This window comes from Paraburkholderia sp. D1E (assembly GCF_052682275.1).
In genome coordinates this window covers 6,054,639-6,068,977 of the sequence record NZ_JBQYMB010000001.1, presented here as the reverse complement: position 1 = coordinate 6,068,977, position 14,339 = coordinate 6,054,639, and the positions used below count along the sequence as shown (strand labels likewise).

Below are 14,339 nucleotides of genomic sequence, written 5' to 3'. Positions count from 1 at the left end.
CATGGAAAACCTACTCGCTGAATTTCAGGACGCCACCAAAGAAGGCCTCCGCGATATCGCCGCTGCGCTCGAAAGCTTCTCGCGAGGCGTCGCCGACGAGCTCGCGCGCGCCAAGCCGCGGGCGATCGCCGCAGCCGAAGACGACGACCAGCTGCCGCTCGATATCGCCCTGTTCGATAGCGCGCCGACGGTTGCGGTACCGAAGCATGCGCAGTTCCTGCCGCTCGCCGACGTCGGCCACCGCTTCCTGATGACGGCCGAGGGTGTGTTTGTTGAGGTGCGCCGGCCGTGGCTCCATGTCATCCAGCAGTTGGCCAAGCATAACGACGTGGGCCCGAAGCCGCCTTACGGCCTGGTCATGCCGAAGATCGAACTTGCTTTCGGCCGACTCGGTGTCGCGATGCCGTTCGTGCAGGCGTTCGCCGAGGAGGCGCAAAGCGCGCTGCCGAACGAGCACGCCGCCTGGATCGTCTGGGATCAGGAAAAGAAGGCACTCGCCTACAAGGCACTTCACGTCTCCGCATCGTCGCCCGGATCGATCACCTTCACGCGGCCGGAACTGGAGCCGCACGAATCGCTCGCGATCGATCTGCATAGCCACGGCGCCGGCGAAGCGTTTTTCAGTTCGACCGACAACACCGACGATGCCGGCGAAGTGAAGATCTCCGGCGTGATCGGAGGCCTCGGCGATGGCGGAACGCCAAGCGTCGCATTCCGCCTGTGTGTGCTCGGCCTGATCATTCCGTTGAAGGTACCGGCGTCCGCCGTGTTCAAGGTTCCGGAGCCGGCATGACGCACATCACGCCCGCGCATTTTCTCGATCGGCGCGTGAACATCGCGCTGATCGGTTGCGGCGGTAACGGGTCGCAGATGCTTACAGGCCTCGCGCGACTCAACCACGCGCTGACCGCGCTCGGCCACCCCGGCCTGCACGTCACGGCATTCGACGGCGACACGGTCAGCGAGGCGAATATCGGCCGCCAGATGTTCAGCCCGGCCGACGTCGGCATGCACAAGAGTGTCGTGCTCGTTCACCGGCTGAATGCGTTCTTTGGTCTGGACTGGCACGGCCGCCCGATCCACGCGGGCCCGACCGAGCTCGTCAACGTGGGTGCGGGTATCGCGGTCGTGTGTGTCGACAGCGCAGCTGCTCGAGCAAAGCTTGCGCCGATTCTCGCGAAGACCGCGGCGTATGTGATGGATCTCGGCAACCGCGCCAGCGATGGGCAGGTGGTTTTCGGGCACTTCCGCGTCGACCCGTCGCCGGCCGGAACGCCACTCCGCAATGACGGAAGCGTTCCACTGCGCTGGCCGTATGCCGTGCTGCCCGAGCTGATCGACACATCCGTGCCCGAAGACGACACGCCCAGCTGTGGCCTCGCCGAAGCGCTTGAGCGGCAGGAGCTTTTCATTAATCAGGCGATCGTGACGCCGGCGCTGGGGATCCTGTGGGAGTTTTTCCGGCACGGAAAGCTCAGCTGGTGCGGCGCCTTCGTCAATCTCAAAACCGGGCACGTGCGCCCGCTACCTGTGGATAAATCATGATCGATAAATCAGCGCTCACTTTCAGCATGCTCCGGATGGCAAATACCGCACGGCTGCCGCAATTCAAAAACGCGCGCGGTGAGCCAGCCCACAGCCAGCCCGATGGGTCTGACTGGTCGCTCGGAGAATGGTGTAACGCCGTAACGGGCGAACTCGGTGAAGCTGCGAACCTTATCAAAAAGGTACAGCGCGGTGATTTGACGCTCGACGATGCGCGAGCAGCGCTCGCCAAAGAATTCGCTGACATCGTGACCTATCTCGACATCCTCGCGATGCGCGCCGGCGTCGACCTGGGCGAAGCAACCGTCGACAAGTTCAACGAGGTATCCGAGCGTGTCGGGTGCAACGTTCGGCTCTGAATCGGAAAAAGCCTCCATGCAGCTCGATCTCGTCGGCGGTTTTCATCCGGGCCCGCTGTTTGTGCTGGTCAAGCGACGCCCGCCGCTGATCGATTGCGGGCGAACCGCGGGCCGGCGACGCCGCATGCGCGAGCGTCGGGCGATGCCCCCGTGGGTGAAGCTGTCCGACCTGCGCCCGTTCTATCGCGAAGCAAAGCGTCTCACGCTCGAAACGGGCGAACTGCACGTCGTCGACCACATCGTGCCGCTCGACGGCGAGCGTGTGTGCGGTTTGCACGTCGCCCACAACCTGCAGGTGAGCCATTGGCTTGAAAACGCGATCAAGGCGAATCGCTACTGGCCCGACATGCCGTTCGAACAACTGGAGCTTCTATGACGCTCAGTCAGCTGTTTATGTGGCACCGCGAGCAGGCTGAGCGCTTCGCGTGGCTCGCGGACAACCACAAGACAACCGGCGGCGCAGTCCACCGAGCCGCCGTTACCCGTCGCAATCAAAAGCTTGCGGCGTTCCATGCCGAGGCGGCGTCGATGCTAAAGCTGATGATGCACACGACCGGTGTGCTCGAGCAGGCAGCCGCGATTGCGGACACGTTCACCTGCGGGACATGCGGTATGGACGGCAAGTGCGCTACGGCGATTCGCGCCCTGAAGGAGAGGCAGTGAACAACGCTATCCCGATCATTGGCGACCGCGCCATCAGCCTGCGCGAAGCTGCTGCCCTGCTCCGTGTGTCATACGGCACCGTCTATGCGCGCCGCCGCGAACTCGGCTTCTTCCAAATCGGCTCCGTGTGGCGGATCTGGCCGGAAAAATTGAAAGAAGTCACGCAGGATTACAATAAGCGCCGACCGGCGCAGACGGAACGCGAGGAAACATCATGTCTATCCGAAAGCGCAAAGGCTCCGACGCCTGGTATGTTGATATCCGCACGCCAGGCGGAGGCCGAGTTAGACCGTCTACTGGGACCAGCAACCGGAAGGAGGCAGAGGAATACCACGACAAGCTGAAAGCGGAGTTGTGGCGAGTCGCAAAGCTGGGCGAAAAACCGTCCCGGACATTTGGTGAGGCAGCGATCCGCTTCCTTACCGAGCACGCCGGAACGGTGGATTACACGAACAAGGCAATACACATCCGGCATTTCAGGGAGGTGTTCAGCGGCCGCAAGCTGGAGTCGATCACGCGTGACGAGATTTTCGCCGCGCTGCCCGAGGCAAGCAAGCGGTCCAAGGGCGTGACGCCGGTGTCGAACTCGACGAAAAACCGGTATCTCGGCACGATGCGCAACATGCTGAACACCGCGCTAAAGGAGTGGGAGTGGATCGACAAGGCGCCAAACCTGCCCGAGCTGAAAACCGGGCAGAAACGCATCCGGTGGATCTCGCGGGATGAGGCGCAGCGGCTGCTGGCGTCGATGCGCACCGAGTGGATGCGTGACGTGACGATCTTCGGGTTTGCGACAGGCCTGCGACAGGCAAACATTCTTGGGCTCGAGTGGTCGCAGGTCGATCTGGTGAAGCGTCGGGCGTGGATTCATCCCGATCAGGCGAAGGCACGCAAACCGATTGGCGTACCGCTGAACGCGGAGGCCGTGGCAGCGATCCGGCGCCAGATCGGAAAGCACGACACGTTCGTGTTCACCCGGCGCGGGAAGGAGTGTTTGAAGTGGGATCTGGAGCAATGGAACCGGACGTGCGAGCGCGCCGGCATCCAGAAATTCCGGTTCCACGATGTGCGGCACACGTGGGCAAGCTGGCATGTCCAGGGCGGAACACCGCTCAATCGTCTGATGGAGCTGGGTGGCTGGTCGAAGTACGAGATGGTGCTGCGCTACGCCCACCTCGCGCCCGACCATCTTGCCCCGCATGCCGAGACGGTCACAATCTGGACACAGGATGGTTCCGGCATTTCGGGCACAGTCCCGCCGAGAGCATTAAAGGCTGGCTGAAAGCCTTGCTGCATAAGGGTTTCAGCGCAGTGGTCAGCAGCATTGGAAGTGGAGGGGCTGGCTGGATGTTTCAGGTAGCCTACCTGAAATAGCGCGACGAGCGGGTCGATAGAGTCGAGGAACGGCTCGGTCGACGAGGTCTTGCTCCCATGATGCGGCACGACCAGCACCTGAGCGTGCAACGCGTCACGATCGCGCGCGAGCAGAATGCGTTCGACTGGCGCTTCGATGTCAGCCGCCAGCAAGGCGGCCATGCGTACCGGCGCCGTTTGAACACTTCCAGCCGGCACGCTCTCTACAGCCGCCCCGCCCGCCGCCAGCGACATGCCCTCCGCGACCGGCGGGCTCGCCATGGCAGACCGCTTCATCGCAGCGGGTAGCGTACTCACTCGCAATACACAGCAATGCGCATTCGGCTTGCCTTGCAGCGGCCCGGCATCCGGCCAGAGCACCGCGAACTCGACGCCGTCCCATTGCCAGCGCTGCCCCGCCGCACAGGGCAGCGTATCCGCGCCGCGTTGCCTTGCATTCGACCACAGCGGATTGGCCGGCGCCAATGCCGCCACCATCTGACGCACCTCGATTGCGTCCAGTACAGCCGGCGCGCCACCCGAGTGGTCGGAATCGGCGTGGCTGATGATCAGCGTATCGAGCGCCGTGACGCCGTGCGCCTGCAAAAACGGCACGACAACCCGCTCGCCAGCATGCGTCGATTCCGGCCCCGGTCCGGTGTCGAACAGCAGCGCGTGATGCGCGGTTTCGACCAGCACCGAGGTGCCTTGACCGATATCCAGCGCCGTCAGACGGAAGCTGCCATGCGGCGGCCCGGGCGGTGCCGGCATCAGCAGTGGCAGCCAGGTGAGCGGTGCGGCCCAACGCAGCGGCCAGCCACGCGGCGCCAGACACCAGAGGACACCGGCCGCCGCCGCGGCGAGCGCCCACGCGTCCGGCTGCGGCAGCCGCCAGAGCGTCCATGCCGGACCGGACAGCATCTGCAAGCCCGCGCTCAGCAGGTCGAGCAAGGTGTGCGCGGCGCGAAAGGCATAGGCATCGAATGGCGCAGGCAACGCGACGCCCGCCAATACCGCCGGCGTTACCAGCAGGCTCACCCACGGAATCGCGAACGCATTCGCGAGCGGACCGATCAAGGGAATCTGCGCAAACCAGTAGACGGTGAGCGGTGCAAGCGCGACGGTCACCGCGAACTGCACATGCGCGGCGCTACGCAGGCGTTCACCGAAAGCGCGCACGCGGCGGCCCAGGCCTGACCACAGCCGCGAGAGCCTTGTCGGCGCTACGCCGCCCTCACCGTCTTCGTCTCGACGCTGCTGATGATCCTGCACACGGGGCCGTCCCGACATCGCGAACAGAATCGCCGCCACCGCACAGAACGACAGCCAGAATCCCGCCGACACGACCGCCCACGGATCGATCAGCAGCACCAGGCCCAGCGCCCACGCCAGCACCACCGATCGCGCGACATTACGGCCGCTGATAAACGCGAGCGCCACCACGCCCGCCATCCACAGCGCGCGCTGCGCCGGCACGTTGAAACCGGCCAATGCCGCATGCAGCCCCGCGAACGCCGCGCCGCCCGTCACTGCAACGACCTGCGCGGGCAGCAGCAACGGCCAGTTGCGGCCGATGAACCCCGAGCGCCGCCACACCGCACCAGTGAGCCAGGCCGCAAGGCCCGCGACAAAGCCAATATGCAAGCCCGAAATCGCCACCAGATGACTGGTGCCCGTGCCGCGCATCAGCAGCCAGTCGGCCGCGCTGACCTGGTCCTGCGCGCCGATGGCGAGCGCCACCACGATCCCACGGTGCGGTGCATCGGCGAGCACCTTGTCGATGCGCGCACGCAGCGCGGCGCGCCAGCGATCGACCGTGACGCTGGCGCCACGCGCGTAACCCGGCAAACGCACAGCGTGAGCCGGCGCGCTCACATAGCCGGTAGCGCGTACATTACGCGCCAGCAAACTCGCCTCAGCGTCGCGCACGCCGAAGTTCGCGTTGCCATGCGGACGTTTGAGCCGCACGCTCAGACGCCAGCGCGCGCCGGGTTCGAGCAATGGCGCAGGCGCATCCGCGGCAATCCACGTGAGTTGAATCACGCGGGGAAAAGCGTCGATCGGCGCGTCGACCGAAGCGACTTCGAACAGAAACCGCGCACCCTTGTCGTCGCGTGAAGGCAGACCCTTGATGCTGCCGACGACGTCGATATCGCGCCCTTCCCATGCGCTCGGCAAGCTCACCGCGAGCCGTGTTTCAGCGCGCCAGGCGGCATAGCCGAAACCCATGCACATGGCGGCAATCCACACCGCCCCCCAGCCAACGCATGAGCGCACGCGAGCGCTGGGCAAGACGTACCACAATCGCGAAATTGCAACTGCCGCATGCGCGCGCGCGATTATCGAATCACCGCGCACTTCATCTCGCGCACCGCAGCGCAATCCCCACGCCGCCAAAAGAATCGCAACGCACCCAGACATCACCAGAGCACACCACCCACCCCAATCCGGCAACGCCGCCTGCCGCTGCAGCCAGATCACACCCAGCGCAAACCCGCACCACCATGCCCGCATCCACCCTCCGCCCCTTCCGCCCCGCCATCGCCGGAGGACGCAACGCACAGCGAGCAGGCGTCAGCAGGCCCGCCGGGCGTGTGTTCCGCCCGGCGCGAACCACTCAAACCATCGCGTTCAATTATGCAGAGGAAAGTGCAAGCCGCGGCAACGCAGCGAGCGCGTTAGCCGTTGTGCCTAGGGCGGCTTCGTCGGCAGTCATGCCGCGCAGTTGCGCGAGGCCCGCGCCGATGCCCGGAATCTGCTCCGGCGAGTTGCGCTGCTTGTACATCCAGGAAGGCGCGATGTCCGGCGCATCGGTCTCGACGACTAGCGCGTCGAACGGCAATTGCTCCGCCAGTCGCCGGATTTGCCGCGCCCGCTCGAAAGTCAGATTGCCGCCGAAACCGAGATGCATGCCCTGGTCGATATACGCCTGAGCCTGCTGGAAACTGCCGTTGAATGCATGGGCGATACCACGATGGATCTGATGTCGCCGCAGCCCTTTGATGACCTGGTCCTGTGATTTGCGCACGTGACAAATCACAGGCAAATCGAATTCGCGCGCCAGTTGAAGTTGACCGTTGTAGAAAAACTGCTGGCGCGTATCGTCAAGACCTTCGACGAAATAATCGAGGCCGATCTCGCCGATGCCGACGAACAACGGATCGCCGAGACTCGCCTCGATTTCCATGCGCAGCAGTTCGAGATCGCCGTCCTGCGCGCCCGGCGTGAAGAGCGGATGGATGCCGAGTGCATACGCGCCGCCGTCGATGCGGTGCGCGAGATCGCGCACCGTCGTGAAGTTCTCGCGACCGATCGCGGGAATCACGATACGTCCGACACCTGCCTGACGTGCCGCATTGGCGACTTCATCGCGGTCGGCGTTGAATTCGGAAGCGTCGAGATGGCAGTGCGTATCGATCCACATGGCGCGCCTCGTTAGCGGCAAAGCATCGCTCACATTCCGCGCGGCAATTAAACCGGCACAGGCGGATCTTCGTGCAACACGCCGTCACGCAAGCGCATGATCCGGTCGCAACGCCCGGCCAATTCCAGATCGTGCGTCACGATCACAAAGCTGGTGTCGAGCGTTTGCGACAGTTCGAGCATCAGATTGAACACGGTGTCCGCGGTGCCGCCGTCCAGATTGCCGGTGGGTTCGTCGGCGAGCACGCACGCGGGCTTCGTTACCAGCGCCCGCGCGATCGCGACCCGTTGACGCTCGCCGCCGGACAATTCGCCCGGACGATGCTTCGCGCGGTGCCCCATGCCGACGCGCTCCAGCACCGCGAGCGCTTCGCGCCGCGCGGCTTCGGTCGTCATGCGGCGAATCCGCAACGGCATGGCGACATTGTCGAGCGCGGTGAATTCCGGCAGCAGATGGTGGAACTGATACACGAAACCGAGCGCGCGATTGCGCAGGTCGTTACGTTCGCGTTCGGAGAGCTTCGTGAACGGCTTGCCCATCACTGAGACATGGCCTGCGCTCGGATCGTCGAGGCCGCCGAGCACATGCAGCAGCGTGCTCTTGCCTGACCCCGATGCGCCGACGATCGCCAGCTTTTCGCCGCGCCGTACGCTCAGTTGCGCGTTGTTCAGCACCTGCACATTGAGGCCACCCTGCACGAACGACTTCGAAACGCCGGTTGCTTCCAGCACATAGGGATACAGCGCGGTGTCTTCAGAGTTCATGGAAACGCTAGCGGAACGGTCATTCATAGCGCAGTGCCTCCGCAGGACGGACCTTCGCACCACGCCAGCTCGGATAAAGGGTCGCCAGCGCCGACATCAGGAACGCGATGAGGCCGATCCGCGCCACGTCGGCGGGGATCAGTTCGGACGGCAGTTCGCTGATGAAATACACGGACGGCGGCAGGAACTGCACACCGAGCAGATGCTCGATCATCGGCACGAGCCACGGAATGCTCCACGCGATCAGGCAGCCGAGCGCGACGCCGGTCGCCGTGCCGATAAAACCGATCGTCACGCCTTGCACCACGAAAATCTTCATGATCGAGCCAGGTTGCGCGCCGAGCGTGCGCAAAATCGCGATGTCAGCCTGCTTGTTGGTCACCGTCATCACCAGCGACGACACCAGATTGAACGCCGCCACCGCGATGATCAGCGTGAGGATGATGAACATCATGCGTTTTTCGATCTGCACCGCCGAGAACCAGGTCTTGTTCTGCTGAGTCCAGTCGCGAATATATAAATCGCCGGACAGGCTGCGTGCCAGTTGATGCGCGACCTCCGGCGCACGCTGCATGTCGGTCAGGCGCAGCCGCACGCCGGTTGGCGCGGGTAGCCGGAACAGCGCCTGTGCGTCCTTGATGTTGATCAGCGCGAGCGTGCTGTCGTATTCGTAGTGCCCCGACTCGAAGATGCCCACCACCGTGAACTGTTTCAGCCGTGGCAGCATGCCGGCGGGCGTGATCGTGCCTTCAGGCGCGACCAGCGTGATCTTGTCGTTGACCGTCACGCCGAGATTGGTGGCGAGGTCAGCGCCAAGCACGATGCCGAAGTCGCCCGGAACGAGGTCGGTTAGCTTACCGCCCTTCATCTCCTTACCGATATCGGACACCTCGGGCTCAAGCGTCGGTTCGACGCCGCGCAGCGCCACGCCGCTCACCGCGTCCTGACGCGTGAGCAGCGCCTGCGCTTCAACATACGGCGCAGCGCCGATCACTTCCTTGTTCTGGCGGGCTTCCTTCGCAGTCAATTGCCAGTCGGGCATCGAACCGGTCGGCGAAAAAATTTCGACGTGCGCCAGCACCGACAGCATCCGGTCGCGCACCTCTTTCTGGAAACCGTTCATCACGGACAACACGACGATCAACGCCGCAACGCCAAGCGCGATGCCCGACATCGACACGAGCGCGATGAAGGAAATGAAGCCGTTACCGGTCGTGCGTTTGCCGGCGCGGGTGTAGCGCCAGCCAATCTGCCATTCGTAGGGAAATTTCAAGCGAATCCTTTTCTGCGTTCTTCGTCTGCTCATGGCCCGTCTGCTCATGGCCCTTTTGCTGCGCATGACGGCGGCAACCTGAACCTGTCGCGCCTGTTATGTGGCCTGAGCGTCGTGATCATTGGTGTCGCGGCAACCCGGATGGTTCCGGTACGACGTTCTGGCGCCTTCGGGCGCCTTACAGCGTCGTTAGCAAACCCGGCGCCACTGGAGCTACCCCGCCGCCACTGCTGCTGCCACCTTCAATCAAGCGCGAAGTTTGCCATACAATGCCGCGCCCTCGCGCAAAGGCCTTGCACACGGGCTCGCGGCGGGCTCAAGCGCCTGCTGCCGGTCATGAACGCCGGACTCGCGGCGAAAACCGGCTCACCTGCCGCCTTGAGCCGACTCGCCCGTTCCGCACTAACGCAGGTTGTAATGGCGGCGCAGATCGTTGATGATCCCGGCCGCCTGGCTGGTCGCGGCTTCGCGCACCTCCGCATCTTTACGGTCGCGGTGCAGATGGGTGATATCCCAGTTACAGCCTTCCTCGTCCTCGACGGTCTCGTGGAATCCGGTCGGAATCCAGCCGGCCGTGGCCGGATTGGCTTCGAGCGCCTGTACGACCAATCCAAGCAGTTCCTGCTCGGTTTTCAGTTCACGCGACATGTCGGTCTCCCTCGTCATGCGCGCGGTGCCGCCGCGCCCGGCTGCTGCCACCCGCAAGGCTCGGGCAAGGCGCCCGAATCCGCCGATATGGTCTGAATACTCGCACTCTTTGCCCTACAATGCGCAGCATCATGCACGCCAACCGTCTTCATCTGCTCCTGCCCTTCGCGCTGCCCGCCGCAGCGGACGCCTCTACCGCCCTGCACGATATCCAGAGTCCGGCCCTCGACCGGCTGATCGCCCGCGCGACGCTGGTCGAACGGGTGGTCGGCGAAGATTTTCAGCGCACACTGCCGCACGAGCGCTGGGTGGCACGCCAGTTCGGCGCGCTTCCCAGCGGCGCGGCGGCAGCCGATGAAGCGCCGCTCGCCCCGTATATGCTGCGCGCCGACGGCGGCGACCCCGGCAACGCCACGTGGGCCTGCGTGCAACCGGTGCATGTGCGCATCGCGCACGACCATCTGGTGCTGATCGATCCGGCCTCGCTCGATCTTTCCGACGACGAAGCCAGCGTGCTGCTGGCAGTCGCCCGGCCATTGATCGAGGAACTCGGCGTGCGTATCGACGCGCCGAAGCCCACACGGTGGTATTTGTCGGGCGATGGCTTCGGCACGCTGGCGGGAGCGTCGCCGTTGCGCGCGAGCGGCCGCAACATCGAAATCTGGCTGCCGCACGAAGCGCATTCCGGCGACCGTTCGCGCGCCTGGATGAAGCTGCAGAACGAAGTGCAGATGGCGTGGTTCGAACATCCGGTCAATGAAGCGCGCGAGGCGCGTGGCTTGCCGGCTGTCAACTCGATCTGGTTTCACGCACAGGGCGCAGTGCAACCGGTGACGAGCCCGTTCGCGCGGGTCTTCTCCGACGCAGCAGCGACGCGCGGCCTCGCCATGACTGCGGGCGTCGCGGCCGCTGCGCCGCCGGCGTCATTTGCGGCGCTACGGGCCGCTACCGGTGCGGTCGGTACGTCGAGCGGCACGTCCGCCAATGCAAATGTCAACGCCGACGGCGCCACGCTGGTCGAACTGGATCCCTTTTCCGCGCCCTACATCGAACAGGACTGGGCGCGCTGGAACGACGCTTTCGCCGCGTTGCAAACCGACTGGTTCGAACCGGCGCTACAAGCGCTGCAGTCGGGCCAGCTCGGCGAACTTGACCTGACGCTGTGCGGCGACACCGGCTCGGTGACGCTCACGATCACGCGCGGCGACCTGCGCAAATTCTGGCGGCGGCGCGTGCTCGCCTCGCTGTTCATCGAATGACTTATCGAATGATCCACGACCTTTCAGAATGACTCGAATCGTTACGCGCGCCGCTTCACCCGTCGACGCCGAAATCCTCACCCGCCACGGCCTGCATCCGGTACTCGCGCGCCTGTACGCCGCACGCGGCGTGTGCATGCCCGATGAAATCGAAACCGGCCTCGCGCGGCTCGTGCCGCCCGCCGGGCTCAAAGGTTGCGAAGACGCCGCCGTGCTGCTCGCCGATGCGATTCAGGGCAAACGCCGCATGCTGGTGGTCGCCGACTACGACTGTGACGGCGCCACTGCCTGCGCGGTCGCGGTGCGCGGCCTGCGCATGTTCGGCGGCCAGATCGAGTATCTGGTGCCGAACCGCTTCGAGTACGGTTATGGTCTGACGCCCGAAATCGTCGCGCTGGCCGCCCGCAGTGCGGCGGGCAAGCCAGAACTCCTGATTACCGTCGACAACGGCATCGCCAGCGTCGACGGCGTGGAAGCAGCCAATGCGCTCGGCATCGACGTGCTGGTCACCGATCACCACCTTCCCGGCGACGAACTGCCGGCGGCCCGCGCAATCGTCAATCCGAACCAGCCGGGCTGCACATTCCCGAGCAAGTGCATCGCGGGTGTCGGCGTGATGTTTTATGTGTTACTGGCATTGCGCGCAGAATTGCGCCGCCGCGGCGCCTTCAACGATGCATTCCCCGAGCCGCGTCTGGATGGCCTGCTGGATCTGGTCGCGCTCGGCACGGTTGCCGACGTGGTCAAACTCGACGGCAACAACCGCGTGCTGGTCGCGCAAGGTCTGCAGCGGATCCGCAAAGGCAAGATGCAGCCGGGCATCGCCGCCCTCTTTCGCGCCGCCGCGCGCGACGCGCGCAGCGCGTCGGGTTTCGACCTCGGTTTTGCACTCGGGCCGCGCCTGAATGCTGCCGGCCGCCTGTCGGACATGTCGCTCGGCATCGAATGCCTGACCACCGACGACATCGGCCGCGCATGGGATCTCGCCCAGCAGCTCGACACCATGAACCGCGAACGCCGCGAGATCGAAGCCGGCATGCAGCAGCAGGCGCTCGAAGACCTCTCCGCGATCAATCCTGACGGCGCGACCACCATCACACTGTTCAATCCGGGCTGGCACCAGGGCGTGATCGGCATCGTCGCCGGACGGTTGAAGGAGAAGTTCCACCGGCCGTCGTTCACGTTCGCGCTCGCCGACGACAGCGGCCAGCTTGTCAAAGGCTCGGGCCGTTCGATCTCGGGCTTCCATCTGCGTGACGCGCTCGATCTGATCTCGAAGCGCGAGCCGGGTCTGATCGTCAAATTTGGCGGCCACGCGATGGCCGCGGGCCTGACGATGGCCACCGCCGACGTGCCGCGCTTCACCGCCGCATTCGAAGCGATCGGCCGCGAATGGCTCTCCGAAGAAGCGCTATCGCGCACGGTCGAAACCGACGGCGAACTCGAAGACGCCTACTTCACGCCGCAATTCGTCGAAATGCTCGACGCCGCCGTATGGGGCCAGGGCTTTCCGGCGCCGGTGTTTTCCGGCGAATTCGACATCGCCTCGCAGGCGCTGGTGAAAGACAAGCATCTGAAACTGCAACTGGTGCGCGGCCGCCAGCGTTTCAACGCAATCTGGTTCAACCATACCGACACGCTGCCGGCGCGCACCACGGTTGCATACCGGCTCGCCAGCGACACCTGGAACGGCGTGTCGCGCGTGCAATTGATCGTCGAACACGCGGCGAGCTGACGCGGCCACGGGTTGCCGCGCGAGCGGCTCCCGCGTGCTGCGCGTGCGCTGCCTGAGTGCGGCCAACCTTCTGCCCAGCGCGCGCAAAACGCCGAAAAACACCGCAAAATCAACCCCAAACCCGCGCCGGATCGCACACTAGCCTCCGGCGCGGCGCGCCGATCGGCTATAATTTCCCCTTTTTACGAAGCTATAAAAGATCGACATGGAAGCGGAACGTCTCAACGCGATCGAAGCCTCTCTGGCGGACCTGCGCACACGCGCGGACGACCTACGGGGGTATCTTTGACTACGACGACAAAGCACTGCGTCTAATTGAAGTCAACCGGGAACTCGAAGACCCGGACGTCTGGAACGACTCGAAACACGCCCAGGCCCTCGGCCGGGAAAAGAAACTGCTCGACGACGTCGTCGGCAAGCTCACCTCGCTCGACAACGACCTGCGCGACGCGCACGACCTGTTCGAAATGGCCCGCGAAGAAAACGACGAGGAAACCCTCGTCTCCTGCGAATTGGATGCACAAGGGCTCGAACAGCGCGTCGCCGACATGGAATTTCGCCGGATGTTCGCGAACCCGGCCGATCCGAACAATGCCTTCCTGGACATTCAGGCCGGCGCCGGCGGCACCGAAGCGTGCGACTGGGCGTCGATGCTGCTGCGCCAATACCTGCGCTACTGCGAGCGCAAGGGCTTCAAGACCGAAGTGCTGGAACAGACCGACGGCGACGTCGCCGGCATCAAAAACGCCACGATCAAGATCGAAGGCGAATACGCATACGGCTTTTTACGCACCGAAACCGGCGTGCACCGCCTCGTGCGCAAGTCGCCGTTCGATTCGTCGGGCGGCCGCCATACGTCGTTCTCGTCAGTGTTCGTGTACCCGGAAGTCGACGATTCGATCGAAGTCGACATCAACCCGGCCGATCTGCGCATCGACACGTACCGCGCGTCCGGCGCGGGCGGTCAGCACATCAACAAGACCGATTCGGCCGTGCGGATTACGCACATGCCCTCGGGCATCGTCGTGCAGTGTCAGAACGACCGCTCGCAGCACCGCAACCGTGCCGAAGCCATGGCCATGCTGAAATCGCGCCTGTACGAAGCGGAAATCCGCAAGCGTCAGGCCGAGCAGGACAAGCTCGAAGCCGGCAAGACCGATGTGGGCTGGGGTCATCAGATCCGCTCGTACGTGCTGGACAACAGCCGTATCAAGGATCTGCGCACCAACGTCGAAATCAGCAATACCAAGAGCGTGCTCGACGGCGACCTCGATCCCTTCATCAGCGCCAGCCTGAAACAGGGCGTCTAGGCGCAA

15 protein-coding genes are annotated in these 14,339 nt (G+C 64.3%); 10 read left to right on the top strand and 5 right to left on the bottom strand.

The annotated features are described in order from the left end of the window. The first annotated feature begins 1 nt into the window (after position 1). Genes ACUN0E_RS27315 through ACUN0E_RS27285 form a run of 7 tightly spaced genes read left to right on the top strand, consistent with a single transcriptional unit; the run spans position 2 to position 3,849 of the window. Positions 2-793 (top strand): PRTRC system protein A, encoded by a 792-nt coding sequence (locus ACUN0E_RS27315; protein ID WP_445568538.1) that lies wholly within the window; start codon positions 2-4, stop codon positions 791-793. Continuing rightward, on the top strand, positions 790-1,545 hold the full coding sequence (locus ACUN0E_RS27310) for a PRTRC system ThiF family protein (RefSeq protein ID WP_445568537.1): 756 nt from the start codon (positions 790-792) through the stop codon (positions 1,543-1,545). Before ACUN0E_RS27315 ends, ACUN0E_RS27310 begins: the two co-directional genes overlap by 4 nt. Next, complete coding sequence (locus ACUN0E_RS27305) at positions 1,542-1,904, top strand: MazG-like family protein (protein ID WP_445568536.1); 363 nt, start codon at positions 1,542-1,544, stop codon at positions 1,902-1,904. The genes ACUN0E_RS27310 and ACUN0E_RS27305 overlap by 4 nt, the downstream gene beginning before the upstream one ends. Positions 1,905-1,920: 16 nt before the next feature. Further along, entirely contained in the window at positions 1,921-2,280 is a 360-nt protein-coding gene (locus ACUN0E_RS27300) for a hypothetical protein (protein WP_445568535.1), read from the top strand. Then, entirely contained in the window at positions 2,277-2,567 is a 291-nt protein-coding gene (locus ACUN0E_RS27295; RefSeq protein WP_445568534.1) for a hypothetical protein, read from the top strand. Before ACUN0E_RS27300 ends, ACUN0E_RS27295 begins: the two co-directional genes overlap by 4 nt. After that, positions 2,564-2,911 (top strand): helix-turn-helix domain-containing protein, encoded by a 348-nt coding sequence (locus tag ACUN0E_RS27290; RefSeq protein WP_445568533.1) that lies wholly within the window; start codon positions 2,564-2,566, stop codon positions 2,909-2,911. The genes ACUN0E_RS27295 and ACUN0E_RS27290 overlap by 4 nt, the downstream gene beginning before the upstream one ends. Before the next feature lie 8 nt (positions 2,912-2,919). Further along, positions 2,920-3,849 carry a tyrosine-type recombinase/integrase gene (locus ACUN0E_RS27285; RefSeq protein WP_445568532.1) on the top strand — a complete coding sequence of 310 codons (930 nt, stop codon included), beginning with the start codon at positions 2,920-2,922 and terminating at the stop codon, positions 3,847-3,849. Here the strand turns inward: ACUN0E_RS27285 and ACUN0E_RS27280 are convergent. The 5 genes from ACUN0E_RS27280 to ACUN0E_RS27260 form a co-directional block, all read right to left on the bottom strand. After that, positions 3,732-6,434 carry a DNA internalization-related competence protein ComEC/Rec2 gene (locus ACUN0E_RS27280; RefSeq protein WP_445568531.1) on the bottom strand — a complete coding sequence of 901 codons (2,703 nt, stop codon included), beginning with the start codon at positions 6,432-6,434 and terminating at the stop codon, positions 3,732-3,734. The two genes, ACUN0E_RS27285 and ACUN0E_RS27280, sit on opposite strands and share 118 nt — an antisense overlap. Positions 6,435-6,555: 121 nt before the next feature. Beyond that, the gene (locus ACUN0E_RS27275; protein ID WP_445568530.1) at positions 6,556-7,344 is read right to left on the bottom strand and encodes a TatD family hydrolase; all 789 of its coding nucleotides are present in this window, start codon (positions 7,342-7,344) and stop codon (positions 6,556-6,558) included. Between the two features lie 47 nt (positions 7,345-7,391). Continuing rightward, positions 7,392-8,135 carry a lipoprotein-releasing ABC transporter ATP-binding protein LolD gene (gene lolD, locus ACUN0E_RS27270; RefSeq protein ID WP_408333364.1) on the bottom strand — a complete coding sequence of 248 codons (744 nt, stop codon included), beginning with the start codon at positions 8,133-8,135 and terminating at the stop codon, positions 7,392-7,394. Continuing rightward, entirely contained in the window at positions 8,128-9,381 is a 1,254-nt protein-coding gene (locus ACUN0E_RS27265; RefSeq protein ID WP_408227238.1) for a lipoprotein-releasing ABC transporter permease subunit, read from the bottom strand. The genes lolD and ACUN0E_RS27265 overlap by 8 nt, the downstream gene beginning before the upstream one ends. A 402-nt stretch (positions 9,382-9,783) precedes the next feature. Continuing rightward, entirely contained in the window at positions 9,784-10,029 is a 246-nt protein-coding gene (locus ACUN0E_RS27260) for a hypothetical protein (protein WP_408227241.1), read from the bottom strand. A 119-nt stretch (positions 10,030-10,148) separates the two neighbouring features. Between ACUN0E_RS27260 and ACUN0E_RS27255 the strand changes: the two genes are divergently transcribed. The 3 genes from ACUN0E_RS27255 (at position 10,149) to prfB (ending at position 14,333) form a co-directional block, all read left to right on the top strand. Then, on the top strand, positions 10,149-11,288 hold the full coding sequence (locus ACUN0E_RS27255) for a regulator (RefSeq protein WP_445568529.1): 1,140 nt from the start codon (positions 10,149-10,151) through the stop codon (positions 11,286-11,288). 28 nt (positions 11,289-11,316) lie between these two features. Then, positions 11,317-13,023 carry a single-stranded-DNA-specific exonuclease RecJ gene (gene recJ, locus ACUN0E_RS27250; RefSeq protein WP_445568528.1) on the top strand — a complete coding sequence of 569 codons (1,707 nt, stop codon included), beginning with the start codon at positions 11,317-11,319 and terminating at the stop codon, positions 13,021-13,023. A 205-nt stretch (positions 13,024-13,228) separates the two neighbouring features. Then, positions 13,229-14,333, top strand: a protein-coding gene (gene prfB, locus ACUN0E_RS27245) for a peptide chain release factor 2 (protein WP_408227250.1) whose coding sequence is annotated in 2 segments (ribosomal slippage) — positions 13,229-13,309 and positions 13,311-14,333 — 1,104 coding nt in all. Because the reading frame shifts where the segments join, the coding sequence is not laid out codon by codon here. The last annotated feature ends 6 nt before the right edge of the window (positions 14,334-14,339 follow it).